At 61.9% G+C, this 26705-nt stretch carries 23 protein-coding genes; 6 read left to right on the top strand and 17 right to left on the bottom strand.

What is annotated here, in order from left to right; translation table 11 throughout:
- Positions 1–28: 28 nt before the first annotated feature.
- The 8 genes from BM059_RS18910 to grpE form a co-directional block, all read right to left on the bottom strand.
- Positions 29–469, bottom strand: coding sequence for a hypothetical protein (locus BM059_RS18910; RefSeq protein ID WP_037001555.1), 441 nt, complete (start codon positions 467–469; stop codon positions 29–31).
- Positions 447–923: a transcription elongation factor GreA gene (gene greA / locus BM059_RS18905; protein ID WP_037001556.1), complete on the bottom strand. Its 477-nt coding sequence runs from the start codon at positions 921–923 to the stop codon at positions 447–449. The genes BM059_RS18910 and greA overlap by 23 nt, the downstream gene beginning before the upstream one ends.
- On the bottom strand, positions 920–4141 hold the full coding sequence (gene carB, locus BM059_RS18900) for a carbamoyl-phosphate synthase large subunit (RefSeq protein ID WP_037001558.1): 3222 nt from the start codon (positions 4139–4141) through the stop codon (positions 920–922). The genes greA and carB overlap by 4 nt, the downstream gene beginning before the upstream one ends.
- Before the next feature lie 36 nt (positions 4142–4177).
- On the bottom strand, positions 4178–5326 hold the full coding sequence (carA, locus tag BM059_RS18895; RefSeq protein WP_074940920.1) for a glutamine-hydrolyzing carbamoyl-phosphate synthase small subunit: 1149 nt from the start codon (positions 5324–5326) through the stop codon (positions 4178–4180).
- 190 nt (positions 5327–5516) lie between these two features.
- Complete coding sequence (dapB, locus tag BM059_RS18890; RefSeq protein ID WP_074940919.1) at positions 5517–6320, bottom strand: 4-hydroxy-tetrahydrodipicolinate reductase; 804 nt, start codon at positions 6318–6320, stop codon at positions 5517–5519.
- An 84-nt stretch (positions 6321–6404) separates the two neighbouring features.
- Positions 6405–7532: a molecular chaperone DnaJ gene (gene dnaJ, locus BM059_RS18885; RefSeq protein WP_074940918.1), complete on the bottom strand. Its 1128-nt coding sequence runs from the start codon at positions 7530–7532 to the stop codon at positions 6405–6407.
- 135 nt (positions 7533–7667) lie between these two features.
- Positions 7668–9584, bottom strand: coding sequence for a molecular chaperone DnaK (gene dnaK / locus BM059_RS18880; protein WP_037001563.1), 1917 nt, complete (start codon positions 9582–9584; stop codon positions 7668–7670).
- 99 nt (positions 9585–9683) lie between these two features.
- The gene (gene grpE, locus BM059_RS18875) at positions 9684–10253 is read right to left on the bottom strand and encodes a nucleotide exchange factor GrpE (protein WP_074940917.1); all 570 of its coding nucleotides are present in this window, start codon (positions 10251–10253) and stop codon (positions 9684–9686) included.
- Positions 10254–10410: 157 nt separating this feature from the next.
- On the opposite strand from grpE, the gene recN reads away from it, so the two are divergent.
- On the top strand, positions 10411–12099 hold the full coding sequence (recN, locus tag BM059_RS18870; RefSeq protein WP_074940916.1) for a DNA repair protein RecN: 1689 nt from the start codon (positions 10411–10413) through the stop codon (positions 12097–12099).
- 73 nt (positions 12100–12172) lie between these two features.
- Here the strand turns inward: recN and fur are convergent, their stop codons facing one another.
- Positions 12173–12577, bottom strand: a complete 405-nt coding sequence (fur, locus tag BM059_RS18865) for a ferric iron uptake transcriptional regulator (protein ID WP_037001567.1) — start codon at positions 12575–12577, stop codon at positions 12173–12175.
- Between the two features lie 95 nt (positions 12578–12672).
- Between fur and BM059_RS18860 the strand changes: the two genes are divergently transcribed.
- On the top strand, positions 12673–13191 hold the full coding sequence (locus BM059_RS18860; protein WP_037001569.1) for an outer membrane protein assembly factor BamE: 519 nt from the start codon (positions 12673–12675) through the stop codon (positions 13189–13191).
- 69 nt (positions 13192–13260) lie between these two features.
- Here BM059_RS18860 and BM059_RS18855 read toward each other — a convergent pair whose 3' ends face one another.
- Genes BM059_RS18855 through BM059_RS18845 form a run of 3 tightly spaced genes read right to left on the bottom strand, consistent with a single transcriptional unit; the run spans position 13261 to position 15412 of the window.
- On the bottom strand, positions 13261–13581 hold the full coding sequence (locus tag BM059_RS18855) for an RnfH family protein (RefSeq protein ID WP_074940915.1): 321 nt from the start codon (positions 13579–13581) through the stop codon (positions 13261–13263).
- Positions 13574–14008: a type II toxin-antitoxin system RatA family toxin gene (locus BM059_RS18850; protein ID WP_037001572.1), complete on the bottom strand. Its 435-nt coding sequence runs from the start codon at positions 14006–14008 to the stop codon at positions 13574–13576. Before BM059_RS18850 ends, BM059_RS18855 begins: the two co-directional genes overlap by 8 nt.
- Complete coding sequence (locus BM059_RS18845) at positions 14009–15412, bottom strand: sodium-dependent transporter (protein ID WP_074940914.1); 1404 nt, start codon at positions 15410–15412, stop codon at positions 14009–14011.
- A gap of 127 nt (positions 15413–15539) precedes the next feature.
- Between BM059_RS18845 and smpB the strand changes: the two genes are divergently transcribed.
- Positions 15540–16022, top strand: a complete 483-nt coding sequence (gene smpB, locus BM059_RS18840; protein WP_037001574.1) for an SsrA-binding protein SmpB — start codon at positions 15540–15542, stop codon at positions 16020–16022.
- Between the two features lie 52 nt (positions 16023–16074).
- Here the strand turns inward: smpB and BM059_RS18835 are convergent, their stop codons facing one another.
- On the bottom strand, positions 16075–16842 hold the full coding sequence (locus tag BM059_RS18835) for an FCD domain-containing protein (RefSeq protein ID WP_074940913.1): 768 nt from the start codon (positions 16840–16842) through the stop codon (positions 16075–16077).
- 295 nt (positions 16843–17137) lie between these two features.
- Between BM059_RS18835 and BM059_RS18830 the strand changes: the two genes are divergently transcribed.
- The 3 genes from BM059_RS18830 (at position 17138) to dld (ending at position 21773) form a co-directional block, all read left to right on the top strand.
- Positions 17138–18832: an L-lactate permease gene (locus BM059_RS18830; protein WP_074940912.1), complete on the top strand. Its 1695-nt coding sequence runs from the start codon at positions 17138–17140 to the stop codon at positions 18830–18832.
- A gap of 84 nt (positions 18833–18916) precedes the next feature.
- The gene (gene lldD / locus BM059_RS18825) at positions 18917–20056 is read left to right on the top strand and encodes an FMN-dependent L-lactate dehydrogenase LldD (protein ID WP_037001579.1); all 1140 of its coding nucleotides are present in this window, start codon (positions 18917–18919) and stop codon (positions 20054–20056) included.
- A 4-nt stretch (positions 20057–20060) separates the two neighbouring features.
- Complete coding sequence (gene dld / locus BM059_RS18820) at positions 20061–21773, top strand: D-lactate dehydrogenase (RefSeq protein WP_074940911.1); 1713 nt, start codon at positions 20061–20063, stop codon at positions 21771–21773.
- 195 nt (positions 21774–21968) lie between these two features.
- Here dld and clpB read toward each other — a convergent pair whose 3' ends face one another.
- From clpB to BM059_RS18800, 4 genes are all read right to left on the bottom strand, one after another.
- On the bottom strand, positions 21969–24533 hold the full coding sequence (gene clpB, locus BM059_RS18815; RefSeq protein ID WP_074940910.1) for an ATP-dependent chaperone ClpB: 2565 nt from the start codon (positions 24531–24533) through the stop codon (positions 21969–21971).
- A 117-nt stretch (positions 24534–24650) separates the two neighbouring features.
- The gene (locus tag BM059_RS18810) at positions 24651–25388 is read right to left on the bottom strand and encodes a nitroreductase family protein (protein WP_074940909.1); all 738 of its coding nucleotides are present in this window, start codon (positions 25386–25388) and stop codon (positions 24651–24653) included.
- A 132-nt stretch (positions 25389–25520) separates the two neighbouring features.
- Positions 25521–26006 (bottom strand): glutathione peroxidase, encoded by a 486-nt coding sequence (locus BM059_RS18805; protein ID WP_036998977.1) that lies wholly within the window; start codon positions 26004–26006, stop codon positions 25521–25523.
- Between the two features lie 178 nt (positions 26007–26184).
- Positions 26185–26670 carry an FKBP-type peptidyl-prolyl cis-trans isomerase gene (locus BM059_RS18800; RefSeq protein WP_074940908.1) on the bottom strand — a complete coding sequence of 162 codons (486 nt, stop codon included), beginning with the start codon at positions 26668–26670 and terminating at the stop codon, positions 26185–26187.
- Between the last annotated feature and the right edge of the window lie 35 nt (positions 26671–26705).

The raw sequence follows: 26705 nt of genomic DNA, 5'->3' as shown, positions 1-26705 counted from the left end.
ACTGCGTGCAGCGCCTGCCTACTTAACGTCAGGCGCCGCGCGATTGACCTGGAACCGGCTGCAGCACCAGCAGCAGCCCGCAGAATGCCATCACCAGATAGCTGAAACGTAGCCAGTACTCGGCTTCGGGCCAGTGATGCAGCGCCACGAAATAACTCAGGGCCATGGCCGCAACGGTCAACAGTAATTGCCCACGCATATCCCGCAACAGACTCGAAAGTCCGTCACTGCGCAGCAAGGCAATGGCCTGCAGCGCAACGCATACGGCCGTCAGGCCAACCAGCAGCGGCGCCAGCCGCGCGGCTATTTCCTCAACCAGCAGAGGCGCCAGGCCTACCTGACCGATAGCCGGCAGGATGACGAATTGCAACAACCACAAACCACCGACCCACAGGGCCTGGGCCAACTGCCAACTGACAGCAGCGGCCCGCGACGGTTGATGCGATTTAAATGTGGCGGACTTCGACAATCTCGTACTCGATCAGGCCACTAGGGGTCTGCACCGCCACCACATCACCCTCGCTCTTGCCGATCAGGGCACGGGCGATGGGTGAGCCGACGGAAATCTTGCCCTTCTTGATGTCGGCTTCGTCCTCACCGACGATTTGGTAGGTCACGCTTTCATCGGTTTCGACGTTGGCGATTTCCACGGTGGTACCGAAGATCACCTTGCCAGTGTGCTCGATGGTGGTGACATCAATCACCACTGCATTCTGCAGACGGCCTTCGATATCACGCACACGCGCTTCGACCATGCCCTGCTGCTCGCGCGCGGCGTGGTACTCGGCGTTTTCCTTGAGGTCGCCCAGCTCGCGGGCTTCACCGATGTCCTGACTGAGTTTCGGGCGAACCACCTTGGTCAGATGCGCCAGCTCTTCTTCCAGGGCGCGAGCGCCCTGGACGGTCATTGGGTATTTGATCATGCCTTGATTCCTGCATGCAGATCCTGCAGCCGGCGCACCGTTTTCTCCGGGCCGAATTTGAGCGCTTCACAGACCGCCTGACCAGCCGCGATGGTGGTGGTGCAGTAGATCTTGTGCTGCAGGGCGTTACGACGGATCGAGTAGGAGTCAGCGATAGACTGACGCCCCTCGGTGGTATTGATGATCAGGGTCACTTCGTCATTCTTGATCATGTCGACGACATGCGGACGACCCTCGGTCACCTTGTTCACCCGGCGCACCGGCAGGCCGGCAGCCTCGATCACCTTGGCGGTACCGGCAGTGGCGACCACTTCGAAACCGAGGCTGACCAGATCGCGGGCCACCTGAACGGCTTCCGGCTTGTCATCCTCACGCACGCTGATGAACGCGCAACCGGAGTTCGGCAGGATCTCGCTGGCACCCAACTGAGCCTTGGCGAAGGCTTCGCCGAAGGTGTCGCCAACCCCCATGACTTCACCGGTGGACTTCATCTCTGGGCCGAGAATCGGGTCGACACCCGGGAACTTGGCGAAGGGGAACACAGCTTCCTTAACGCTGAAGAACGGCGGGATGATTTCCTTGCTGTAACCAGCTTCGGCCAGGCTCTTGCCGGCCATGACACGCGCCGCGACCTTGGCCAGCGACTCGCCGACGCACTTGGAGACGAACGGGACGGTACGCGAAGCGCGCGGGTTGACCTCGATGACGTAGATGTCCTCGCCCTGCACGGCCATCTGCACGTTCATCAGACCGACCACACCAAGCTCCAGGGCCATTTTCTTGACCTGGTCGCGGATCTCGTCCTGGATATGCATCGGCAGCGAATAAGGCGGCAGCGAGCAAGCGGAGTCACCGGAGTGCACGCCGGCCTGCTCGATGTGCTGCATGATCGCGCCGATCACCACGCTCTCGCCGTCGCACACCGCATCCACGTCCACCTCGATGGCGCAGTTGAGGAAGCGATCGAGCAGCACCGGGCTGTCGTTCGAGACCTTGACGGCTTCGCGCATGTAGCGCTTGAGCTCTTCTTCCTGATAGACGATTTCCATCGCCCGGCCGCCCAGTACGTAGGACGGACGCACCACCATCGGGTAACCGATATTTTTCGACAGCGCCAGGGCCTCGTCTTCGCTGCGCGCAGTGGCGTTGGCCGGCTGGCGCAGGTTCAGGCGCTGCACCATCTGCTGGAAGCGCTCGCGATCTTCGGCGCGGTCGATGGCCTCGGGGCTGGTGCCGATGATCGGTACGCCCGCTTCTTCCAGGGCGCGGCAGATCTTCAGCGGAGTCTGGCCGCCATACTGGACGATCACGCCTTTGGGCTGCTCGACGCGGACGATTTCCAGCACGTCTTCCAGGGTCACCGGCTCGAAGTACAGACGATCGGAGGTGTCGTAGTCGGTGGAGACGGTTTCCGGGTTGCAGTTGACCATGATGGTCTCGTAACCGTCTTCACGCATCGCCAGCGCGGCGTGTACGCAGCAGTAGTCGAACTCGATGCCCTGACCAATACGGTTGGGGCCGCCGCCGAGAATCATGATCTTGTCACGGCTGCTCGGGTTGGCCTCGCACTCTTCCTCGTAGGTCGAATACATGTAGGCGGTGTCAGTGGCGAACTCGGCGGCGCAGGTGTCCACGCGCTTGTACACCGGCAGCACTTTCAACTTGTGGCGATGGGCGCGCAGGCTCTTCTCGGAAACACCGAGCAGCTTGGCCAGGCGCGCATCGGAGAAGCCCTTGCGCTTGAGCTTGAACATCAGGTCACGGTCGATGGCCGACAGACCCAGGGTCTCCACGGTGGCCTCGTCCTTGATCAGATCTTCGATCTGCACCAGGAACCACTCGTCGATACGGGTCAGCTCGAACACTTCGGCAACGGTCTTGCCGGCGCGGAAAGCATCGGCCACGTACCAGATGCGGTCGGCGCTAGGCACGGTCAACTCGCGACGCAGAGTGCTTTCAGCCTCCGGATCGTTCAGGTCGAGCTTCGGATCGAAGCCGGCAACGCCGACTTCCAGGCCACGCAGGGCTTTCTGCATGGACTCCTGGAAGGTACGGCCGATGGCCATGACTTCACCCACGGACTTCATCTGAGTGGTCAGGCGGGCATCGGCTTTCGGGAATTTCTCGAAGGCGAAGCGCGGCACCTTGGTCACCACGTAGTCGATGGCCGGTTCGAACGAAGCCGGGGTGCGACCACCGGTGATGTCATTAGACAGCTCATCGAGGGTGTAGCCGACAGCCAGCTTGGCGGCGATCTTGGCGATCGGGAAGCCGGTGGCCTTGGAAGCCAGCGCCGAGCTGCGCGATACGCGCGGGTTCATCTCGATCACGACCATGCGGCCAGTGTTCGGGCAGATGCCGAACTGCACGTTGGAGCCGCCGGTTTCCACGCCGATCTCGCGCAGTACCGCCAGCGAGGCGTTACGCAGGATCTGGTATTCCTTGTCGGTCAGGGTCTGGGCCGGCGCGACGGTGATCGAGTCACCGGTGTGCACGCCCATCGGGTCGAAGTTCTCGATGGAGCAGACGATGATGCAGTTGTCCTTCTTGTCGCGGACCACCTCCATCTCGTATTCCTTCCAGCCGATCAGCGACTCGTCGATCAGCAGTTCGCTGGTCGGCGACAGGTCGAGACCGCGGGCGCAGATTTCTTCGAACTCTTCACGGTTGTAGGCGATACCACCACCGGTGCCGCCCATGGTGAAGGACGGACGGATGATGCACGGGAAGCCGACCTTCTCCAGTACGCCGTAGGCATCTTCCATGCTGTGGGCGATGCCGGATACCGGGCAGGCCAGGCCGATGTCCTTCATCGCCTTGTCGAAGCGCGAACGGTCTTCAGCCTTATCGATGGTATCGGCGTTGGCACCGATCATCTCGACGCCGAATTTCTCCAGCACGCCATGGCGCTCCAGGTCCAGCGCGCAGTTCAGCGCGGTCTGGCCACCCATGGTCGGCAGCAGGGCGTCGGGGCGCTCCTTCTCGATGATCTTGGCCACGGTGGCCCACTTGATCGGTTCGATGTAGGTGGCGTCAGCCATCGACGGGTCGGTCATGATGGTGGCTGGGTTGGAGTTCACCAGGATGACGCGGAAACCTTCTTCCTTCAGCGCCTTGCAGGCCTGGGCGCCGGAGTAGTCGAACTCGCAGGCCTGGCCGATGACGATGGGGCCGGCGCCGAGGATCAGGATGCTTTTGATATCTGTACGTTTTGGCATAGCGGTTACTCGAATCCTTGGGTCAGTCGGCGGGGCTTAACGGCGCTTGGCCATGGCTTCGATGAAGCGGTCGAACAGCGGCGCCACATCATGCGGGCCTGGGCTCGCTTCGGGGTGACCCTGGAAGCTGAAGGCGTCCTTGTCAGTGCGCTCGATGCCCTGCAGGGTGCCATCGAACAGCGACTTGTGGATCGCGCGCAGGTTGCCCGGCAGGCTGCTCTCGTCCACGGCAAAACCGTGGTTCTGACTGGTGATCATCACCACACCGCTGTCCAGATCCTGCACCGGGTGGTTGGCACCGTGGTGGCCGTGGCCCATTTTCAGGGTCTTGGCGCCGGAGGCCAGGGCCAGCAGCTGGTGGCCGAGGCAGATGCCGAATACCGGGATGTCGGTTTCCAGCACGTCCTTGATCGCCTGGATCGCGTAGTCGCACGGCTCGGGGTCACCAGGGCCGTTGGACAGAAACACGCCATCGGGATTGAGCGCCAGCACGTCGCTGGCCGGGGTTTGCGCAGGCACCACGGTCAGGCGGCAGCCACGCTCGACCAGCATGCGCAGGATGTTCAGCTTAACGCCGTAGTCGTAGGCGACCACGTGATAAGGCAGCTCGCTGGCCGGGATTTCCGGGTGGCTGTCGGTCTGCAGGTTCCAGGTGCTTTCGCGCCACTCGTAGCGCTCGGTGCAGCTGACCACCTTGGCCAGGTCCATGCCCTTCAGGCCAGGGAAGCCGCGTGCCAGCTCCAGTGCCTTTTCTTCGGTGGCGTCGTCACCGACCAGGATGCAACCGTTTTGCGAACCCTTCTCGCGCAGGATGCGGGTCAGACGGCGAGTATCGATACCGGCGATGGCGACGGTACCATTCTCTTTCAGGTACTCGTCCAGCGGCTGCTTGTCGCGCCAGTTGCTGGAAATCAGCGGCAGATCGCGAATGATCAGGCCAGCGGCCCATACGCGATTGGACTCGGCGTCCTCCGGGGTAGTACCGGTATTGCCGATGTGCGGGTAAGTCAGGGTAACGATCTGCTGGGCATAGGATGGATCGGTAAGGATTTCCTGATAGCCGGTCATGGCGGTGTTGAACACCACCTCTCCAATCGTCTGGCCATCGGCCCCGATGGAATCGCCGCGAAAAATGCTGCCGTCAGCAAGGGCCAAAATGGCAGGTTTGGGGGCTGGCTTAGTCAAGAAGACCTCCGTCTCGATCAAGGCTTGAAGCAAACGCAGGTTGTAAAAAAGCGGGATGACGTGTGAAGGTCATCCCGCTTTTTTATTTGAGCCATTCTGCGTAACTTTTAGTGGACACACTAAAACAGGAAGCTTACAGGAAAACCCTTTTTCGGTCCACCCGATAAGACGCCTCAGTCGCACATTTGCGTCAACGCAGGTCCAATACGTCCTGCATGTCGTACAGAGCAGGCGAACGCTGCTGCAACCATAGCGCCGAACGTACCGCGCCCTTGGCGAAGGTCATGCGGCTAGAGGCCTTGTGAGTGATCTCCACACGCTCGCCATCGGCAGCGAACAGCACGGTGTGATCACCCACCACGTCACCGGCACGCACGGTGGCGAAGCCAATGGTTTCACGCTCACGCGCGCCGGTCTGACCTTCGCGACCGTAGACAGCGACCTTCTGCAGGTCACGCCCCAGGGCATCAGCAATTACTTCACCCATGCGCAGCGCCGTACCAGACGGCGCATCGACCTTATGCCGGTGGTGAGCTTCGATGATCTCGATATCCACGTCATCACCCAGCACGCGGGCAGCGGTATCCAGCAATTTCAGGCACAGGTTGACGCCAACGCTGAAGTTGGCGGCAAAGACGATAGGAATCTGCTTGGCCGCTTCGCTCAGTTGCTGTTTCTCTTCCACGCTGAAGCCGGTGGTGCCGATGACCATGGCCTTGCCCGCCTTGCGGCAGACTTCCAGGTTCTTCAGCGTCACCGACGGGTGAGTGAAGTCGATCAGCACATCGAAATCATCGACCACCGCACTCAGGTCGCCCGCCAGGGTCACACCAATCTTGCCCAGGCCGACCAGCTCGCCGGCATCGGCGCCGATCAGGCTGCTATCGGCACGGTCGATGGCGGCACTGAGCTTCGCACCCTCGGCCTGACTCACGACCTCGATCAGGGTCTTGCCCATACGCCCGGCGGCGCCCATCACTGCAATACGTTGCATACATCAGCTCCAAGCTGCAGACCTCAAGCGGCAAGCCAAGCGCAATACCCTCTTGCCGCTTGTGGTTTGCCGCTTGACGCTCAATTAAACGTCACCGAAGAAGCGCTTCACGCCCTCGAACCAGCCACTGGCCTTGGGCGAGTGGGAGTCGTCACCTTGCAGCGACTTGCGGAACTCATCGAGCAGTTCGCGCTGACGCTTGTTCAGGTTGACGGGCGTTTCCACCGCGACACGGCACATCAGGTCGCCAGCCGCACCACCACGAACAGGCGCAACACCCTTACCACGCAGACGGAACAGCTTGCCGGTCTGGGTGCCTTCCGGAATCTTCAGCTTGACCCGACCATCGAGGGTCGGCACCTCCAGCTCGCCACCCAGCGCCGCATCGGCAAAGCTGATCGGCACTTCGCAGTACAGGTGCTTGCCGTCACGCTGGAAGATCGCATGCTCACGGACGTTGACCACCACATACAGGTCACCGGCCGGACCGCCATGCGTACCGGCCTCACCTTCGCCGGACAGGCGAATGCGATCACCGGTGTCGACACCTGGCGGCACCTTGACCGACAGCGTCTTGCTTTCTTCCACACGACCTTGACCATGGCAGCTGCCACAAGGGTCGGTGATCATCTTGCCGCTGCCATGGCAGCGCGGGCAGGTCTGCTGCACCGAGAAGAAGCCCTGCTGCATGCGCACCTGGCCGATGCCGCCGCAGGTGGTACAGGTGACCGGACTGGTGCCCTTCTTCGCACCCGAGCCATCGCAGGTCTTGCAACCGACCAGGGTCGGCACGCGGATGGTCACGGTGGTACCGCGCACCGCTTCCTCCAGATCCAGCTCAAGGGTGTAGCGCAGATCCGAGCCACGCTGGGCGCCGCCACGCGAACCGCCGCGAGCACCGCCAAAGAAGTCGCTGAACACGTCGCCGAAAATATCGGAGAAGTTGGCGCCGCCGAAGCCAGCCCCGCCAGCGCCGCCCATTTGCGGATCGACCCCGGCATGGCCGTATTGGTCGTAGGCCGAACGCTTGGCTGCGTCAGAAAGCACTTCGTAGGCCTCGTTGGCCTCCTTGAATTTCTCTTCGGCGTCTTTGTCGTCCGGGTTGCGGTCCGGGTGATATTTCATCGCCAGGCGCCGGTAGGCCTTCTTCAGCTCGGCTTCACTAGCGCCGCGCTCGACCCCCAGGATCTCGTAATAGTCACGTTTTGCCATAGTTGTGCTGCACTCTCAGATTCGTGAGCTCCAGATACGCCGACGCGGGAGAAGGCTCCCGCGCGGCGAATCCTGCCCGTCGCGAGCGACGGTGGAGCGTAAAGAAGAGGCGGCCCGCTGAGCAGGCCGCATCCCTTACTTGTTCTCCTTGACCTCTTCGAACTCAGCGTCGACCACGTCGTCACCGGCATCCTTGGCGTCACCGGCGTCAGCCTGCGCTGCACCACCTTGCGGCTGTTCGGCGTACATTTTCTGCGCCAGCGGCGTGGTGGCTTCGGAAAGCGCGTTCATCTTGGCTTCGATTGCCGCTTTATCGTCGCCCTTCACGGCCACTTCCAGTTCGCCAATGGCTTTCTCGATGGCCGCCTTCTCGTCGGCAGTGGCCTTGTCGCCCGCCTCGGTGAGCATCTTGCGGGTGGCATGCACCAGCTGATCACCCTGGTTACGCGCGGTGGCCAGCTCTTCGAACTTGCGGTCTTCCTCGGCGTTGGCCTCGGCGTCACGCACCATACGCTCGATTTCGTCATCGGACAGACCGGAGTTGGCCTTGATCACGATGGACTGCTGCTTGCCAGTGGCCTTGTCCTTGGCGGACACGTGCAGGATACCGTTGGCATCGATATCGAAGGTCACTTCGATTTGCGGCACGCCACGCGGAGCCGGCGGAATCTCAGCCAGGTCGAACTTGCCCAGGGACTTGTTCTGGCCGGCCTGCTTACGCTCACCCTGCAGCACGTGAATGGTCACGGCGCTTTGGTTGTCGTCGGCGGTCGAGAACACCTGCGATTTCTTGGTCGGGATGGTGGTGTTCTTCTCGATCAACGCAGTCATCACGCCACCCATGGTTTCGATACCCAGGGTCAGCGGGGATACGTCGAGCAGCAGCACGTCCTTGACGTCACCTGCCAGAACGGCGCCCTGAATGGCAGCACCCATGGCAACGGCTTCGTCCGGATTCACATCCTTGCGCGCTTCCTTGCCGAAGAACTCGGTCACCAGCTTCTGCACCAGCGGCATGCGGGTCTGGCCGCCGACCAGGATCACATCGTTGATAGAACCTACATCGACACCAGCATCTTTCAGCGCAATGCGGCAAGGCTCGATGGTGCGCTGCACCAGATCCTCGACCAGCGACTCCAGCTTGGAACGGGAAATCTTCACGTTCAGGTGTTTCGGACCGCTAGCGTCTGCAGTGATGTACGGCAGGTTGACGTCGGTCTGCTGGCTCGAGGACAGCTCGATCTTGGCCTTCTCGGCAGCTTCCTTGAGGCGCTGCATGGCCAGCGGGTCGCCCTTGAGGTTCATGCCGGTTTCTTTCTTGAATTCGTCGACGAGGTAGTCGATCAGACGAATATCGAAGTCTTCACCGCCGAGGAAGGTGTCACCGTTGGTGGCCAGCACTTCGAACTGATGCTCACCGTCGACTTCGGCGATCTCGATCACCGACACGTCGAAGGTACCGCCGCCCAGGTCATAGACGATCACGGTGTGGTCGCCCTTGGCCTTGTCCATACCATAGGCCAGCGCAGCCGCAGTCGGCTCGTTGATGATGCGCTTCACGTCCAGACCAGCAATGCGGCCGGCATCCTTGGTTGCTTGACGCTGGCTGTCATTGAAGTAGGCCGGAACGGTGATGACCGCTTCGGTGACCGGCTCGCCGAGATAATCTTCGGCGGTCTTCTTCATCTTCTTGAGAATTTCAGCCGAGATTTGCGGCGGCGCCATCTTCTGGCCGTTCACTTCAACCCAGGCGTCACCGTTGTCCGCCTTGGCAATCTTGTACGGCACCATCTGAATGTCTTTCTGCACGACTTCTTCGTCGAAACGACGACCGATCAGACGCTTCACCGCATACAGGGTGTTGTGCGGGTTGGTCACCGCCTGACGCTTGGCCGACTGGCCAACGAGGATCTCGCCATCGTTGGCGTAAGCGATGATGGACGGCGTGGTACGCGCGCCTTCGGCGTTCTCGATTACCTTGACGTTGCCATTTTCCAAAATGGAGACACAGGAGTTGGTGGTCCCCAGGTCGATACCGATAATTTTGCCCATGAATGTTCTCCCGAAACTTTGATTTTTCCGTCGCCTCGTTTCTCAGGCGCCGGCAGCACTAAAACGCTTGACTTAAAAATGGGGTCGTTTCGGCTTATTTCAAGCCTGCTCGTCGATACTCGGCGGCGGCGTCATTGGCGCCTTGCTGACCACGACCATGGCCGGACGCAGCAGACGACCGTTGAGCAGATAGCCCTTCTGGAACACCTTGAGCACCGAATTCGGCTCGGCATGAACGCTTTCTTCCATGGCCATGGCCTGGTGGTGCTCCGGGTTGAACGGCGCACCATGCGGGTCGATGGCTTCCAGGTTGTAGCGAGCCAGGGTGTCGTGGAACAGCTTGAGGGTCAGTTGCATACCCTCACGCACGGCCTTGATCGATACATCGTCAGGGCTGGACAGCTCCAGGCCGCGCTCCAGGCTGTCGATGACCGGCAGCAGGTCACCGGCGAATTTTTCCAGCGCGAACTTGTGTGCCTTCTCTACGTCCTGCTCGGCGCGACGACGCACGTTCTGCAGATCGGCAGCCATGCGCAGCGACTGATCCTGCGCAGTAGACAGTTGCTCTTCCAGCGTTTGCACGCGAGCAGCCAGGTCGTCACCAGGCGCCACAGCTTCTGCCGCCTGCGCCTCGGGATTCTGCGTATCCAGGGTCTGTTCGTCAGCCATGCCTTTCTCCTCTCGAAAAAACCGGCGCGATACCGACTCGCGCTCCTGCCGCCTATATGGTGTCAATTCCACAGGTTTCAAGGGGCGATAGAGAGGATTGCCAGAGAAAGAAAAAACACTGTATAAATAACCAGACATCAATTCGGGAGCGTTCGCCATGCTGGTGCACCTGTCCATTCACAACTACGCCATCGTCGACCACCTGGATCTCGAGCTGGATGCCGGCATGAGCGCCATCAGCGGCGAGACCGGTGCCGGCAAGTCGATCATGCTCGATGCCCTCGGGCTGTGCCTGGGTGATCGCGCCGACAGCGGCGTGGTGCGACCAGGCAGTGACAAGGCGGACATTCTTGCCAGCTTCGACCTGGCGGACATTCCCGAAGCCCGCAGCTGGCTCGCCGAACGCGACCTAGGCCACAACCAAGATCAGGACGCCCCGTGCATCCTGCGCCGCGTGATCACCGCTGAAGGCCGCTCGCGCGGCTATATCAACGGCAGCCCCTGTCCACAGGCTGATCTCAAGGCCCTTGGCGAACTGATCATCGATATCCACAGCCAGCACGAACATCAGTCGCTGCTCAAGACCGACACCCACCGTCGCCTGCTCGACGAATACGCTGGCAGCCAGGACCTGGCGCGCCAAGTACAGCTCGCCGCGCAACGCTGGAAGCAGACACGCAACGAGCTGGAGCGCATCTCCAGCCAGGGCGATGAACAGCGCGCCCGCCACCAACTGCTCAGCTATCAGCTGGAGGAGCTGGAAAATCTGGCGCTGGGCGACAATGAGCTGGAGCAGCTGGAACAGGAACACAAGGCCCTGAGCAATGCTGAAGCACTACTGGCGGCTTGTCGCCAGGTGCTCGAGCTGTGCAGTGAGAGCGATGCCGGCAACGTGCTGTCGGCGCTGACCGCCAGCCTCAACCGCCTGGGCACCTTTGGCGGCCAGGGCGGCGCCTTGAACGAAGCCAGCAATCTGCTGGCCAGTGCGCAGATCCAAGTTGAAGAAGCCGTCGGCGAGCTGAATCGCTTCCTCGATCACTTCGACGCCGACCCGGAGCGTCAGCAGTTTCTCGAAGAGCGTCTGGACACCATCTATACCCTGGCGCGCAAACACCGTATTCAACCGGCCGAACTGGCTGCCCTGCAGCAGCAATTGTTCGAGGAGCTTGAAGGGCTCAATGCCGACGACCAGGCCAGCGAACGCCTGGCCGAGGAACTGGCCGCCTACGCGCGCCACTATCAGGAAAAGGCCACGGAACTCAGCTCGCTACGCAGCAATGCCGCCGAGCGTCTGTCTGCCGCCGTGGAGCAGGAAATGCAGGCACTGGGCATGCCGGGCGGGCGCTTCAGCATTCAGTTGCAGGCGATGAACAGTGAAGAGCCGCATGCCAGCGGCCTGGAAATGGTCGAGTTTCTGGTCAGCGCCAACCCCGGCCAACCGTTACGCGGCCTGGCCAAGGTCGCCTCCGGCGGTGAGCTGTCACGTATCAGCCTGGCGATTCAGGTGATCACTGCACAGACCTCACGCGTACCGACACTGGTTTTCGACGAAGTGGACGTCGGCATCGGCGGCCCGACCGCCGAAGTGGTCGGGCAGTTGCTGCGCCGCCTCGGCGAGCGCGGTCAGGTGCTGTGCGTCACCCACTTGCCGCAGGTCGCCGCGCAAGGCCACCAACATCTGTTCGTACACAAACGTCGCGGTGAGGACGCCACCTCCACGGCAGTGAGCAAACTGGACGAAAGCGGCCGCGTCGAGGAGATCGCCCGCATGCTCGGAGGCGTCGACCTGACCGAGGAATCCCTGGCCCACGCCCGCAAGATGGTCACCAGCGCTCAAGCTGCCTGAAGTAACGTAGCCCGAGCTACGGCAAAACAAAAAAGGCGACCCGAAGGTCGCCTTTTTCACTGCGGCAGAAGAATCAGCTCTTCTTGCGCACGTACAGCACCAGATTGTGATCGACCAGCTCAAAACCGTGCTCACGCACGATCTCCTTCTGACGCTTCTCTATCTCGGCGTCGAAGAACTCGATCACCTCACCGGAATCGACACAGACCATATGATCGTGATGGCCGCTGTCAGCCAGCTCGAACACGGCATGGCCACCATCGAAGTTGTGACGCACCACAAGGCCAGCTGCCTCGAACTGAGTCAGTACGCGATATACGGTAGCCAGACCAACGTCTTCACCGGCTTCCATCAGCGCCTTGTAAACATCCTCCGCGCTCATGTGACGGTGCTCGGCGTTATCGAGCATTTGCAGGATTTTGACCCGTGGCAGGGTCACCTTCAGTCCAGCTTTGCGCAGTTCGTTATTTTCAACCATGGTCTGCTTTCTCGTAGGGGCTGCTTTCGCAGCCTCCCTTAATACGGGTATGATCTGGGGTTCAAGTTGCCCAAGATAGTGGAAGTCACCCTCCGATGCAAAAAACCAAGCTCTTGCTGACCAGCCTGTCGCTGACCGGGCTCTTCGCACTCGCCGGTTGTTCATTCCCCGGGGTTTACAAGATCGACATTCAACAGGGCAATGTCGTGACACAGGACATGATAGACCAGCTGCGCCCGGGAATGACCCGACGCCAAGTGCGGTTTATCATGGGCAACCCGCTGATCACCGACACCTTCCATGCCGATCGCTGGGATTACCTGTACAGCATCCAGCCAGGCGGCGGTCAACGCCTGCAGGAGCGCGTCAGCCTGGTATTCGACGGCAGCGACCAGTTGGTCGGCCTGGCTGGCGACTTCATGCCCGGTGTCAGCCGTGATCAGGCGATCATGGGCCAAGACAGCGACACCAGCAGCGCCCAGCCGCAAGCCAAACCGCAGGATGAAACGCCGCCAGCACCTGGCTCGCTGCTGGAACAGATCCAGCGCGAAGTGGATCAGGTCGAGACCGTCCCGGTTCCTACGCCCGAGCCGCTGGACACCGATCCGCAGTAATATGCGGACATCAAAAAGCCCGGAGCGAATCCGGGCTTTTTCGTATCTGCTGCCTTAAGACCTGACGAGTCAGCTCAACTCTTCGCCCTCTTCCCTAGCCTTGGCTTTAGCAGCGCGCTGCTTGCGCACTTCCTTCGGGTCGGCGATCAGCGGTCGATAGATTTCGACACGCTCGCCCTCCTCCAGCACGCGCTCCTCCGGCTTGCTGACCGCCTTGCCGAAAATGCCCAGCGGCGCCTGGCTCAGATCCAGGTCCGGAAAGAACTGCTGCATCCCGGAACGCAGCGCAGCCTCACGCACTGTGGTACCGGCCGGCACGGACAGGCGAAGGAGTTTCTGCCGCTCAGCGAGGGCGTAGACCACCTCGATGGCGATACTCGGCTTATCCATATAACTGCTTGGCTCGCAGGCAGAAGGCATCGACCATGGTGTTGGCCGCCTGGTTGAACAGCGGGCCCAGCGTGGCGCGTACCAGCGGCCCGGCATAGTCGAAGGTCAGATCCAGACTGATCTTGCACGCTTTGTCACCGAGGGCCTTGAACTCCCATACCCCGTTGAGGCTGGTGAACGGACCTTCCTGCAGATTCATCTCGATGCGCTGGCCAGGCAGCAACACATTGCGCGTGACGAAGCGCTGACCGATGCTGCCCTTGGCCACTTCGAGGCTGGCCAGCATGTGCGTCTCGCTGACTTCAAGCACGTCACTGGAACGACACCAGGGCAGAAACTGCGGGTAGCTGGCAACATCGTTGACAAGATCAAACAGCGCCTGCGCCGGGTAAGGCAGCAACGCCGAGCGCTGGATTCGAGTAGTCATTTACTTGCTCAGCTCCGCGATGAAAACGATCAGCACGCCGATTGGCGCCACAACGCGAATCAGCCAGAGGGACAGATTGAACAGCAGCGGGCTTCTGATGGCCAACTCTTCGCGCACCGCTTCGCGGCTCAATACCCAACCGGCGAACATGGCGAAAGACAGACCGCCCAGCGGCAGCAGGATACGGCTGGTGAGGTAATCGATGCTATCGAAGAAGGTCTTGCCGCCCTCTGCCCCCCACTGCAACAGATGAAAACCATCCTCGGCGAATACGAAGAACTTGGCCTCGGCCCAGAGGTTGAACGACAGCACCGTGCCCATGCCTACCAGCCAGCACAACAGCGCCAGCACGGCAGTCACCTTGGCACGGCTGCGTCCGGTTTTTTCGATGAAGAAGGCGACCGCAGGCTCCAGCATGGAGATCGACGAACTCCAGGCCGCCACGGCCACCAGCACGAAGAAGATCAGCCCCATTACCTGACCGAAGGCGATGTTGCCGAAGGCAATCGGCAGGGTGACGAACATCAACCCAGGCCCACCACCCGGTTCGAGACCGGCGGCAAAAACGATAGGGAACAGCGCCATGCCGGCGGTGAGCGCAACCAGCGTATCGAGCAGTCCGACGGTCAGTACCGTGGCACCAATCGAGGCCTTCTTCGGCATGTAGGCGCCGTAGACCATGATCGAACCAACACCGACGCTCAGAGTGAAAAAGGCATGACCCATGGCGGCCAGAATACCGTCCTGCACCTTGCTCGGGTCGAAGTGGAAAAGGAAATCGAAACCCTCGCGGAAATGCCCAGTGGTGAAGCTGTACCCCAGCAGCACCAGCAACAGCACGAACAGCAGCGGCATCATGATGCGCAGGCTGCGCTCCAGCCCCGCCACCACACCCTTGGCGATGACGAAGGCGGTAATCAACATGAACAGGCTGTGCCACAGGGTCAGGCGCCAAGGGTCAGAGGTCAGCCCGCCAAAGGCCGCGCCGGCGCCATCGGCGCTGATGCCGGTAAAGTCGCCACGGCCCATGCTCAGAATGTAATCCAGTGACCAACCCGCCACCACGCTGTAGAACGACAGGATCAGCAGCGCCGCAACCATGCCCATCAGCGCAGCCAGTGACCAGTGCTTCGAGGCACCGGCGTCGACGGCCAGGCTCTTCATTGCATTGACCGGGCTCTGCCGGCCACGGCGGCCTATCATGGTTTCCGCCAGCATGATCGGCACACCCACCAGGGCGATGCAGAACAGGTACATGACGACGAACGCACCGCCGCCGTAGACCCCAGTCATGTAGGGGAACTTCCAGATATTGCCGAGGCCTACGGCCGAACCGGTAGCCGCCAGAATGAACACCCAGCGACTGGCCCAGGCACCATGAATTGAAACTTTGTCGCTCGCCATTGCGGCCAAGCCCCCATACTGCGGGAAAAAAGATCGCGCATTGTCGGAGATTAGCTGCATCGGCTCAAGTTTGGCTCGGCAACGCCCCATGGCGCAGGCGCGGCCGACTCCTTATAATGCGCGCCCTATGGCTAAGCAAAAGAAACATCCACAAGGCACCATCGCGCTGAACAAGAAGGCGCAGCATGACTACTTCATCGAACATAAGTTCGAGGCCGGCCTGGTGCTGTCCGGCTGGGAAGTGAAGAGTCTGCGTGCCGGCAAGGCACAGCTGGTCGACAGCTACGTGCTGCTCAAGGACGATGAGGCCTGGTTGATGGGTTGCCACATCACGCCACTGAAAACCGCCAGCACCCACGTCATCGCAGACCCGACCCGCACGCGCAAGCTGCTACTGAACAAGCGCGAGCTGGAAAAGCTGTTCGGCTCCGTACAGCAGAAGGGCTACACCGCCGTGGCGCTGTCGCTGTACTGGAAACAGCATCTGATCAAATGCGAAATTGCCCTGGCCAAGGGCAAGAAGGACTTCGACAAGCGCCACACCGAGAAAGAACGTGACGCCGACCGCGAGGTTCAGCGCGCCATGCGCAGCAAGGGCAAGGAAGACTAAACGCCCTCCTCAGCTCGTAGCCCGGGCGATGCTTGATCGCCTGGGCTCGTTCTTACAAGCCTAGCCGGCGCTGCGCACGCGCCACACGCTGGGCTTCCAACTGCACTTCCGAGAGCACTTCCTGCACATAGTCGATGTGCTGGTTGGACAGATCGCGTGCATCCTCCGCACGGCCTTCGATAATCGCTTCGTACAGCGCGCGGTGCTGGCAGATCAGCATGTCGCGGGTCTCTTCTCGCTGGGCGTACATGCCGCCGATGTTGGTTACCACGTTGCGCTTGAGCAAGTCGAACAGGCCGCGAATGGTATGCAGCAAAACGGCATTGTGGCTGGCCTCGGCAATTGCCAGGTGAAAGCGCGCATCCGCCGCCCCCTCCTCGGCACGAGTCACTTTGCCGACTCGCGCGTAGCAATCCTGCAAGGCTTCGAACGCCTCAGAAAGGCGCTGCCGGTCGATCGCAGTGGCGCGCTTGGCCGCATAGTAGGCGCAGGAGCCTTCCAGCGTGTGACGGAACTCCAGCAGATCGCGCTGGGCATCCTCCTTGTTCTCCAGAAGCTGCAGCAGTGGATCACTGAAGGTCGAGCCGAGTGATTCGGCAACATAGTTGCCGCCGCCCTGGCGGCTGATCAGCAACCCCTTGGCCACCAGTTTCTGGATCGCCTCGCGCAGGGACGGACGCGACACACCGAACTGCTCGGCCAGCGCACGCTCAGCAGGTAACCGCTCACCGGCACGCAGGGTGCCTTCGAGAATCATGGTTTCCAGTTGCGCGACGATGTCATCGGAGAGACGTCGCTGCCGCACCAGACCTACTTCCATCACCCACATCTCCATTGGTTTGACCAGGCCCAAGGCCTCACAGCGCAAGCCTATAGCGCCCTTCTTCGCTGAACAAGCAAGCACTCTACGACCAAAGTCTTAGCATCTCGATTTGACAGTCAATTGAGCAACTTTTAACCTGAGCCCGCTACTTTGTAAATTGGTATTACCAATTTAACCAACAAGAACAACAAACCATCGAGGTCACGCCATGTCAGCCCAACACGCTGCAAGCCTGTTCGATCACGCCTCATCCCTGCCGCGCCAACCGCGCGCTCGTGTGGAGTAAGTCCCAATGTCCAACGGAATTCTCGCCCTGCTGGCGTTCTCGCCGATTCTGCTCGCTGCCGTCTTGCTGATCGGCCTGCGCTGGCCGGCCAAACACGCCATGCCGCTGGTCTATCTGGTCACTGCTGCCGTCGGCCTGTTCGCCTGGGACATGACCTTCAATCGTGTTCTCGCCTCCACCTTGCAAGGCCTGCTGATCACGCTTGGCCTGCTGTGGATCATCTTCGGCGCCATCTTGCTGCTGAACACCCTCAAACACTCCGGTGGCATCACCGCGATCCGCGCCGGTTTCGCCACCATCAGCCCCGACCGCCGCATCCAGGCCATCATCATCGCCTGGCTGTTCGGTTGCTTCATCGAGGGCGCCTCGGGCTTCGGTACACCGGCGGCCATCGCAGCCCCGCTGCTGGTCGCCATCGGTTTCCCGGCCATGGCTGCCGTGCTGATGGGCATGCTGGTACAGAGCACGCCGGTATCCTTCGGCGCCGTCGGCACCCCGATCATCGTCGGCCTCAATACCGGCCTGGACACCGCCACCATCGGTGCGCAGCTGGTCGAACAGGGTTCGTCCTGGGCGCAGTTTCTGCAACTGATCACCAGCGAAGTGGCGATCATCCACGCCACCGTGGGCGTGATCATGCCGACCATCATGGCGATGATGTTGACCCGTTTCTTCGGTCAGGAGAAAAGCTGGAAAGCCGGCCTGGAAGTGCTGCCGTTCGCGATCTTCGCCGGCCTCGCCTTCGTCGTACCGTACGTCTTCACCGGCGTATTCCTCGGCCCGGAATTCCCGTCGCTGATGGGCGGCCTGATCGGCCTGGCCATCGTCACCAGCGCCGCACGTTTCGGCTTCCTGGTGCCGAAGAAAACCTGGGACTTCGCCCCGACGGACAAATGGCCGAGCGAATGGCTGGGCACCGTCGAGATGAAACTGGACGAACTGACCGCCAAACCGATGAGCGCCCTGCGCGCCTGGCTGCCGTACGTCCTGGTCGGCGCACTGCTGGTGATCAGCCGTGTGTTCCCCGACGTGGGCAACGCGCTGAAGGCGGTGGTGGTGAACTTCCCCGACCTGATGGGCGAAGCTGGCGTCAGCGCCAACTTCCAACCCTTGTACCTGCCGGGCGGGATTCTGGTCGCCGTGGTTCTGGCCACCTTCTTCCTGCACGGCATGAAGGTGCGTGACTTGAGCAAGGCAGTGAAGGAATCCTCCAGCGTGCTGCTCAGCGCAGGCTTCGTGCTGTTGTTCACCGTGCCGATGGTGCGCATCCTGATCAACTCTGGCGTCAACGGTGCCGAACTGGCCAGCATGCCGATTCTCATGGCGCGCTGGGTAGCCGACAGCGTCGGTGGCATCTACCCGCTGCTGGCTCCGAGCATTGGCGCCTTGGGTGCCTTCATCGCCGGTTCCAATACCGTCAGCAACATGATGTTCAGCCAGTTCCAGTTCGGCGTGGCCAGCAGCCTGGGTATCTCCAGCGCGCTGATCGTAGCGGTCCAGGCCGTGGGTGCCGCGGCCGGCAACATGGTGGCAATCCACAACGTGGTCGCGGCATCGGCTACCGTTGGCCTGCTCGGCCGCGAAGGCAGTACCCTGCGCAAGACCATCTGGCCGACGCTGTACTACGTGCTGTTCACCGGCATCATCGCGATGTTTGCGATCTACGTGCTGGGTGTCAGCGATCCGCTGGTCGTGCGCTGACCACAACCCGTCGAATGCGCCCCGGCCAAGCCGGGGCTACTGCCGTCAGGCTACGCTTCCCCTTTTCAGCAACAGGATGAGCCCATGATCATTTCTGCCTCCACCGACTATCGCGCCGCCGCTCAACGCAAGCTGCCGCCCTTCCTGTTCCACTACGCCGACGGTGGCGCATACGCCGAGCACACTTTGCGCCGCAACGTCGCCGACCTGTCGGACATCGAACTGCGTCAGCGCGTGCTGAAGAACATGTCCGAGCTGGACCTGTCCACCGAGCTGTTCGGCGAGAAGATGTCGATGCCGGTCGGCCTGGCGCCGGTCGGTCTGACCGGTATGTTCGCCCGTCGCGGCGAAGTGCAGGCGGCGAAGGCAGCGGCAGCCAAGGGCCTGCCCTTTACCCTATCCACCGTGTCGGTGTGCCCGATCGAGGAAGTGGCGCCAGCCATCGACCGACCGATGTGGTTCCAGCTCTATGTGCTGAAGGACCGCGGTTTCATGAAGAACGCCCTGGAACGCGCCAAGGCCGCCGGCTGCTCGACCCTGGTGTTCACCGTCGACATGCCCGTGCCCGGTGCCCGCTACCGCGACGCTCACTCCGGCATGAGCGGCCCGAACGCCGCACTGCGTCGCATGCTGCAGGCCATGACTCACCCGCAGTGGGCCTGGGACGTCGGCCTGATGGGCAAGCCGCACGATCTTGGCAACATCTCCGCCTACCGCGGCAACCCGACCGGCCTGGCCGACTACATCGGCTGGCTGGGCGCCAACTTCGACCCGTCGATTTCCTGGAAGGACCTGGAATGGATCCGCGACTTCTGGGACGGCCCGATGGTGATCAAGGGCATTCTCGACCCGGAAGATGCTCGTGACGCGGTGACATTCGGCGCCGACGGCATCATCGTGTCCAACCACGGTGGACGCCAGCTCGACGGCGTGCTGTCCAGCGCCCGCGCCCTGCCGGCCATCGCCGACGCGGTCAAGGGCGACCTGAAAATCCTCGCCGACTCCGGCATCCGCACTGGCCTGGACGTGGTGCGCATGCTCGCTCTGGGTGCCGACACCGTGCTGCTCGGCCGCGCCTTCCTCTATGCCCTGGCCGCGGCCGGTGGCGCCGGTGTGAGCAATCTGCTCGACCTGATCGAGAAGGAAATGCGCGTGGCCATGGTCCTGACCGGCGCCAAGTCCATCGCCGAAATCACTCCGGATCTGCTGGTAAAGGAGCGTTGAGCCAATGACTGCTGCCGCCTCCATCACCCGCGACGCCCTGCTGGCGCAGATGCGCCAGATCGTCGGCAGCAGCCATGTGCTGACCGACGAGCAATCCACGCGGCGCTTCCGCAAGGGCCACCGCACGGGCGAGGGCAACGTCCTGGCGGTGGTACGCCCTGCTTCGCTGCTGGAGCAGTGGCGCATCCTGCAGGCGGCAGTGGCGGCCGACCGCATCGTCATCATGCAGGCAGCCAACACCGGCCTGACCGGCGGCTCTACTCCTGACGGCGCCGACTACGACCGCGAGATTGTGCTGATCAGCACCCTGCGCATCACCGGCGTGCAGTTGATCAACAATGGCGAACAGGTGGTATGTCTGCCCGGCGCCACCCTCGATCGTCTGGAGCAGGCGCTGGCGCCGCTGAATCGCGAGCCACACTCGGTGATCGGTTCATCCTGCATCGGCGCGTCGGTGCTCGGCGGCATCTGCAACAACTCCGGCGGCGCTCTGGTGCGCCGTGGCCCGGCCTATACCGAGCTGGCGCTGTATGCGCAGGTGAAGGATGACGGCGCGCTGGAGCTGGTCAATCACCTGGGGATCGAGCTGGGCAACGATCCAGAGGAAATCCTCACCCGCCTGCAGAACGGCGATTACACGCCGCAGCAGGTGCACAACGAGGCAACCGCCAAGGCCTCCGATGCGCGCTACGGCGAGCACGTGCGCGACGTCGATGCCGATACTCCGGCGCGCTTCAACGCCGACCCATCGCGCCTGTTCGAAGCCTCCGGTTCGGCTGGCAAGCTGTGCCTGTTCGCCGTGCGCCTGGACACCTTCCCGAAAGAGCCGAGCACGGTGTTCTACATCGGCAGCAACGACCCGCACGACCTCACCGAAGTGCGCCGTCACCTGCTGGCCGAGCTGCCGCGCCTGCCGATTGCCGGGGAGTACATCCACCGTACCGCCTTCGACATTGGCGAGAAGTACGGCAAGGACACTTTTCTGGTGATCGACCGGTTCGGCACCGCCAAGGTGCCAGCTGCCTTCGCCATGAAGAGCCGGGTCGACGGGTTCTTCGAGCGCTTCGGCCTGCGCGGGGTGACCGACAAGGTGATTCAAGCCCTGATGAACCTGCTACCCAGCCACCTGCCGGCGCGCATGCGCGAGTACCGTGACCGTTTCGAGCATCACCTGCTGGTACGGGTATCCAACGACACGCTGGAGCAGACCCGCAGCTTCCTGAGCGAATACTTCACCGGCCGCAGCAGCGGCGCCTATTTCGAGTGCGATGCAGATGAGGGGCGCAAGGCCTTCCTGCATCGCTTCGCCATCGCCGGCGCGGCAATCCGCTACCGTGAGTCGCACCGCAGCAGCGTCGAGGACATCCTCGCCCTGGACATCGCCCTGCGCCGCAATGACCGCGACTGGGTCGAGACACTGCCGGACGAAATGGAAGAGCAGATCATCCATAAGCTCTACTACGGGCATTTCTTCTGCCATGTGTTCCACCAGGACTACATCGTCAAGAAGGGTAATGACCCGATCGCCATGGAACACCGCATGTGGAAGCTGCTGGACGAACGCCGCGCCGAATATCCTGCCGAGCACAACGTCGGCCACCTGTACGTGGCCAAGCCGGCTCTGGCCGGTTTCTATCGCGAACTGGATCCGACCAATACGTTCAACCCCGGCATCGGCCATACCTCGAAGAAGAAGCATTGGGGTGGTTGTTGCTAGGACGCTGGCGCTTTACGTAGGAGCGGCTTCAGCCGCGAACCGAACACAAAATTCGCGGCTAAAGCGGAATGCCACCCAGCCGTTCCTACGGATTTGCACTTAGCCCAGACGTAACCCGGGGCCGGCAGAAACCGATGTCCAGCACAAAAGCAAAGGCCCGCCGATATGGCGGGCCTTTGTTTTGACGCTGCCGGATCAGGCGAAGACGATTTCCTCGCCGTCGACCTTGGCATGCACCACGGCCCCCGGCGCGAATTCGCCAGCCAGAATCTGCTGCGCCAGCGGGTTCTCGATCCAGCGCTGGATCGCACGCTTGAGCGGACGTGCGCCATACACCGGGTCGTAACCGACGGCGATCAGCTTGTCGAGCGCCTCCGGCGTCAGCTCCAGGCTCAGTTCGCGCTCGGCCAGACGGCCACGCAGACGCCCCAGCTGGATTTCGGCAATACCGGCAATCTGCTCGCGGCCCAGCGGCTCGAACACCACCACCTCGTCGATACGGTTGATGAACTCGGGACGGAAGTGGCTGCTCACCGCATCCATTACCGCCGCGCGCTGCGCTTCCTTGTCGCCGACCAGCTCCTGGATCTGCGCCGAGCCCAAGTTGGAGGTCATCACGATCACCGTGTTCTTGAAGTCCACGGTGCGACCATGGCTGTCGGTCAGGCGGCCGTCTTCCAGCACCTGCAGCAGCACGTTGAACACATCCGGATGGGCCTTCTCGACCTCGTCCATCAGCACCACCGAGTAGGGCTTGCGACGCACCGCCTCGGTCAGGTAACCGCCCTCTTCATAACCGACATATCCGGGCGGCGCGCCTATCAGACGGGCGACGCTGTGCTTCTCCATGAACTCCGACATGTCGATGCGCACCAGCGCCTCCTCGGTATCGAAGAGGAACTCGGCCAGCGCCTTGCACAGCTCGGTCTTGCCCACCCCGGTCGGGCCGAGGAAGAGGAACGAGCCGCTCGGCCGATTCGGGTCGGACAGCCCCGCACGGGAGCGGCGCACGGCGTTGGCCACGGCCACCACCGCTTCGTTCTGGCCGATCACGCGCTGGTGCAGCAGGCCTTCCATCTTCAGCAGTTTTTCGCGTTCACCTTCGAGCATCTTGCTCACCGGAATACCCGTCCACTTGGACACGACTTCGGCGATCTCCTCGTCGGTGACCTTGCTGCGCAGCAGTTGGTTTTCCGATTTACCGTGCTGGTCGACCATCTGCAGGCTGCGCTCCAGATCCGGAATGATGCCGTACTGCAGCTCGGCCATACGTTGCAGGTCGGACTTACGCCGCGCAGCCTCGAGATCGGCCTTGGCCTGTTCGATACGTTGCTGGATCTGCGCCGAACCCTGCACCTCGGCCTTTTCCGATTTCCAGATCTCTTCGAGGTCGGCGTATTCCTTCTCCAGCCGGGCGATATCTTCCTTGAGCTTTTCCAGACGCTTGAGCGCCGCGTCGTCGTCTTCCTTCTTCAGTGCCTCGCGTTCGATCTTCAGCTGGATCAGGCGGCGATCCAGGCGATCGAGCTCCTCCGGTTTGGAGTCGATCTCCATGCGGATGCGGCTGGCGGCTTCGTCGATCAGGTCGATGGCCTTGTCCGGCAGTTGGCGGTCGGTGATGTAACGATGACTGAGCTTGGCCGCGGCGATGATCGCGCCATCGGTGATGGTCACGCCGTGGTGCACCTCGTAGCGCTCCTTCAGGCCACGCAGGATGGCGATGGTGTCTTCCTCGCTCGGCTCGTCGACCAGCACTTTCTGGAAGCGCCGCTCCAGTGCGGCGTCCTTCTCGATGAACTGGCGGTACTCGTCCAGGGTCGTGGCGCCGACGCAGTGCAGCTCACCACGGGCCAGGGCCGGCTTGAGCATGTTGCCGGCGTCCATGGCGCCTTCGGCCTTGCCGGCGCCGACCATGGTATGCAGCTCGTCGATGAACAGGATGATGCGCCCTTCCTGCTTGCCCAGTTCGTTGAGCACCGCCTTGAGGCGCTCCTCGAACTCGCCGCGGAACTTGGCGCCGGCGATCAGCGAACCCATATCCAGCGACAGCAGGCGCTTGTCCTTCAGGCCATCCGGCACTTCGCCATTGATGATGCGCTGGGCTAACCCTTCGGCGATGGCGGTCTTGCCCACGCCGGGCTCACCGATCAGCACCGGGTTGTTCTTGGTGCGGCGCTGCAGCACCTGGATGGTGCGGCGGATCTCGTCGTCACGGCCGATCACCGGGTCGAGCTTGCCCTCTTCGGCACGCTTGGTCAGGTCGACGGTGTACTTGTCCAGCGCCTGACGCGACTCCTCGACGTTGGGATCGTTGACGGCCTGGCCGCCGCGCAGGTTGGCGATGGCATTTTCCAGGGCCTTCTTCGACACGCCCTGGCCGAGCAGCAGTTTGCCCAGCTTGGTGCCCTCGTCCATGGCGGCGAGCAACACCAGCTCGCTGGAAATGAATTGGTCGCCCTTCTGCTGCGACAGGCGGTCGGCCTGATTGAGCAGGCGCGCCAGATCCTGTGACAGATTGATGTCACCCGTGGGGTTCTGCAGCTTGCCGAGCTGATCCAGCTCGCGGGTCAGGCCCTGCCGCAGGCTGTTGATGTCGAAGCCCACCTGCATCAGCAGCGGCTTGATGGAGCCGCCCTGCTGCTCCAGCAGCGCCTGCATCAGGTGCAGCGGCTCGATGGCAGCATGATCCATGCCCACCGCCAGGGATTGGGCATCGGAGAGTGCAAGTTGCAGCTTGCTGGTCAAACGATCGATACGCATATGTCCTTCCTCCAGAGTGGCGAGCCGGGACAACTTCCCCGAAAAAAGAAACTCGCCGAGATGCAGACTAGATATGGACGATTACGCCGTATTCAAGAGACGACGACTTGACCCAGATCAGCGCCATACCACCTGCTGCTCCAGCGGAAAGCGCAAACGCGGGTTGTAGACGCCCTTCTCGCCCTGGCGCCCGACGGCCAGCAGCATGATGGGGATGGCCTGACGCGGGATATCCAGCACACGGCGCAGACGCGGCTCGTCGAAGCCCTCCATCGGACAAGTGGCATAGCCGTGGCTCTTAAAGGCGAGCATCAGGTTCTGCGCCGCCAGCGCGGTGGATTTCACCGCCCACACGCGCATATCGGCCTTGCTGTTGGGCGTGCGCATCAGGGGCTTGCGCAAGCCCATCAGTCGCACCAGTTGGCGCTTGAACAGACCGAGCAGGCCCAACGGCCCCTGGTTGTACTGAAACGGTGCGGTCTTGCTGTAGAAACTGCGGATGCGCGCTGGCACCTCGGCCTCCGGCCAGTAATCAATCACGTTGCGGCAGGCCTGGCGCCAGGTGTCCGGGCGCGCCAGCACGGCGATGATCAACGGCGCTCGGGCAGCGTTCTGGCTCATGCAGACCGGGTGCAGCTGCGCCAGCAGCGCCGGATCGCGAATCACCTGAAAACTCCAGGGCTGCAGGTTGCAGGAGTTCGGCGCCAGCACCGCCAACTCCAGGCAATCACGAATGACCTCTTCAGGCACGGGCTCAGGAGCGAAACGGCGCACTGCGCGACGGCTTTCGATCAGGGCGCGCAGCTCGGCCGGTGAGGCCATGGCAGGCAATTGCTCGTTGGGGAAGCTGGTCATGGTGCACTCCTCGGCATGTCGCCCGATTAAGCAACCGGACGACCATGCGAACAAGAGTGCGTGGGGAAATGGCCGTGGATTTGGCCGATTAGCCTCACCTGCGCCTAGGCGCGAGGACACAGGTGGCGCTATTCACAGACCGAGTGCTTTCTCGACCGCCTGGATCAGCGCCGGATCGTCGGGCGTGGTGCGCGGCGAGAAACGCGCCAACACGCGGCCGTCCTGGCCGACCAGAAACTTCTCGAAGTTCCAGGTGATATCGCCGGGAAACTCGGCGCCCTCACCGGCTAGAAGACGATAAAGCGGATGACGAGCGGGGCCATTGACCTCCAGCTTGCTGCCCAGCGGGAAGGTCACGCCGTAGTTGAGGCTGCAGAACGAACGGATCTCGTCCTCACTGCCCGGCTCCTGACCGGCGAACTGGTTGCAGGGCACTCCAAGCACGGTAAAGCCATTGCCCTTGTACTGCTGATAGAGCTTTTCCAGCCCAGCGTACTGCGGGGTCAGGCCGCATTTGGAGGCGACGTTGACCACCAGTACCACCTGCCCTTTATAAGGCGCCAACGGCAGTTCCTGGCCATCCAGCGCGCGGAGATTAAGATCGTGAAAGGCACTCATGACGAACTTCCTCAGCGAATTCAGTGCAGCGGGCACTAGGCCCGATAAATCATCAAGGCGTCTGCAAGTGAGCAGGCCGCCGTGCATGAAAAAGGCGCCTTGAGGCGCCTTTATCGCAAGCTTGAGCTTAGCAGCGGTTGCTCCATTCGGAACGACCGCAAGTCGCCTGAGCGGCGAATCAGTGGTGGTGACCACCTTCGCCATGGACGTGACCATGGGCCACTTCTTCTTCGCTGGCGTCACGCACGCCTACGACCTTGACCTTGAAGTTCAGGCGCTGGCCAGCCAGCGGGTGGTTGCCGTCGACAGTCACGTCGTCGCCATCGATATCGCGGATGGTGACGATCTGCATGCTGCCGTCCGGGCCCGAAGCATGGAACTGCATGCCCACTTCCAGGGTGTCGACGCCTTCGAACATGGCGCGGCTCAGGGTGGCGACCAGCTCGGCGCTGTATTCGCCGTAGGCTTCTTCGGGCTCGACGGAAACGTCCAGCTCATCGCCAACCTGCTTGCCAACAAGGGCCTTCTCGAGACCGGCGATGATGTTGCCAGCACCATGCAGATACACCAGCGGCGCGCCGCCAGCGGAGCTGTCGATCACCTCACCGGCATCGTTGGTCAGGGTATAGTCGATGGAGACGGCCTTATTGGCGGCGATCAGCATGGGGAGACCTTTTGCGAAAGATAAATGAACGCGCA

The sequence above is a fragment of the Ectopseudomonas composti genome, from assembly GCF_900115475.1.
Taxonomy (GTDB): Bacteria; Pseudomonadota; Gammaproteobacteria; order Pseudomonadales; family Pseudomonadaceae; genus Aquipseudomonas; species Aquipseudomonas composti.
This window is presented reverse-complemented; position numbering and strand designations above follow the sequence as displayed.

Coding starts and splice junctions, on each gene's coding strand:
- BM059_RS18800 (WP_074940908.1), bottom strand. CDS start 26,670: ATGCTGATCGCCGCCAATAAGGCCGTCTCCATCGACTATACCCTGACC.
- BM059_RS18850 (WP_037001572.1), bottom strand. CDS start 14,008: ATGACTACTCGAATCCAGCGCTCGGCGTTGCTGCCTTACCCGGCGCAG.
- dld (WP_074940911.1), top strand. CDS start 20,061: ATGACTGCTGCCGCCTCCATCACCCGCGACGCCCTGCTGGCGCAGATG.
- BM059_RS18845 (WP_074940914.1), bottom strand. CDS start 15,412: ATGGCGAGCGACAAAGTTTCAATTCATGGTGCCTGGGCCAGTCGCTGG.
- BM059_RS18830 (WP_074940912.1), top strand. CDS start 17,138: ATGTCCAACGGAATTCTCGCCCTGCTGGCGTTCTCGCCGATTCTGCTC.
- BM059_RS18860 (WP_037001569.1), top strand. CDS start 12,673: ATGCAAAAAACCAAGCTCTTGCTGACCAGCCTGTCGCTGACCGGGCTC.
- BM059_RS18855 (WP_074940915.1), bottom strand. CDS start 13,581: ATGGATAAGCCGAGTATCGCCATCGAGGTGGTCTACGCCCTCGCTGAG.
- BM059_RS18835 (WP_074940913.1), bottom strand. CDS start 16,842: ATGGAAGTAGGTCTGGTGCGGCAGCGACGTCTCTCCGATGACATCGTC.
- recN (WP_074940916.1), top strand. CDS start 10,411: ATGCTGGTGCACCTGTCCATTCACAACTACGCCATCGTCGACCACCTG.
- smpB (WP_037001574.1), top strand. CDS start 15,540: ATGGCTAAGCAAAAGAAACATCCACAAGGCACCATCGCGCTGAACAAG.
- greA (WP_037001556.1), bottom strand. CDS start 923: ATGATCAAATACCCAATGACCGTCCAGGGCGCTCGCGCCCTGGAAGAA.
- BM059_RS18810 (WP_074940909.1), bottom strand. CDS start 25,388: ATGACCAGCTTCCCCAACGAGCAATTGCCTGCCATGGCCTCACCGGCC.
- BM059_RS18805 (WP_036998977.1), bottom strand. CDS start 26,006: ATGAGTGCCTTTCACGATCTTAATCTCCGCGCGCTGGATGGCCAGGAA.
- dnaK (WP_037001563.1), bottom strand. CDS start 9,584: ATGGGCAAAATTATCGGTATCGACCTGGGGACCACCAACTCCTGTGTC.
- carB (WP_037001558.1), bottom strand. CDS start 4,141: ATGCCAAAACGTACAGATATCAAAAGCATCCTGATCCTCGGCGCCGGC.
- clpB (WP_074940910.1), bottom strand. CDS start 24,533: ATGCGTATCGATCGTTTGACCAGCAAGCTGCAACTTGCACTCTCCGAT.
- dapB (WP_074940919.1), bottom strand. CDS start 6,320: ATGCAACGTATTGCAGTGATGGGCGCCGCCGGGCGTATGGGCAAGACC.
- fur (WP_037001567.1), bottom strand. CDS start 12,577: ATGGTTGAAAATAACGAACTGCGCAAAGCTGGACTGAAGGTGACCCTG.
- lldD (WP_037001579.1), top strand. CDS start 18,917: ATGATCATTTCTGCCTCCACCGACTATCGCGCCGCCGCTCAACGCAAG.
- grpE (WP_074940917.1), bottom strand. CDS start 10,253: ATGGCTGACGAACAGACCCTGGATACGCAGAATCCCGAGGCGCAGGCG.
- dnaJ (WP_074940918.1), bottom strand. CDS start 7,532: ATGGCAAAACGTGACTATTACGAGATCCTGGGGGTCGAGCGCGGCGCT.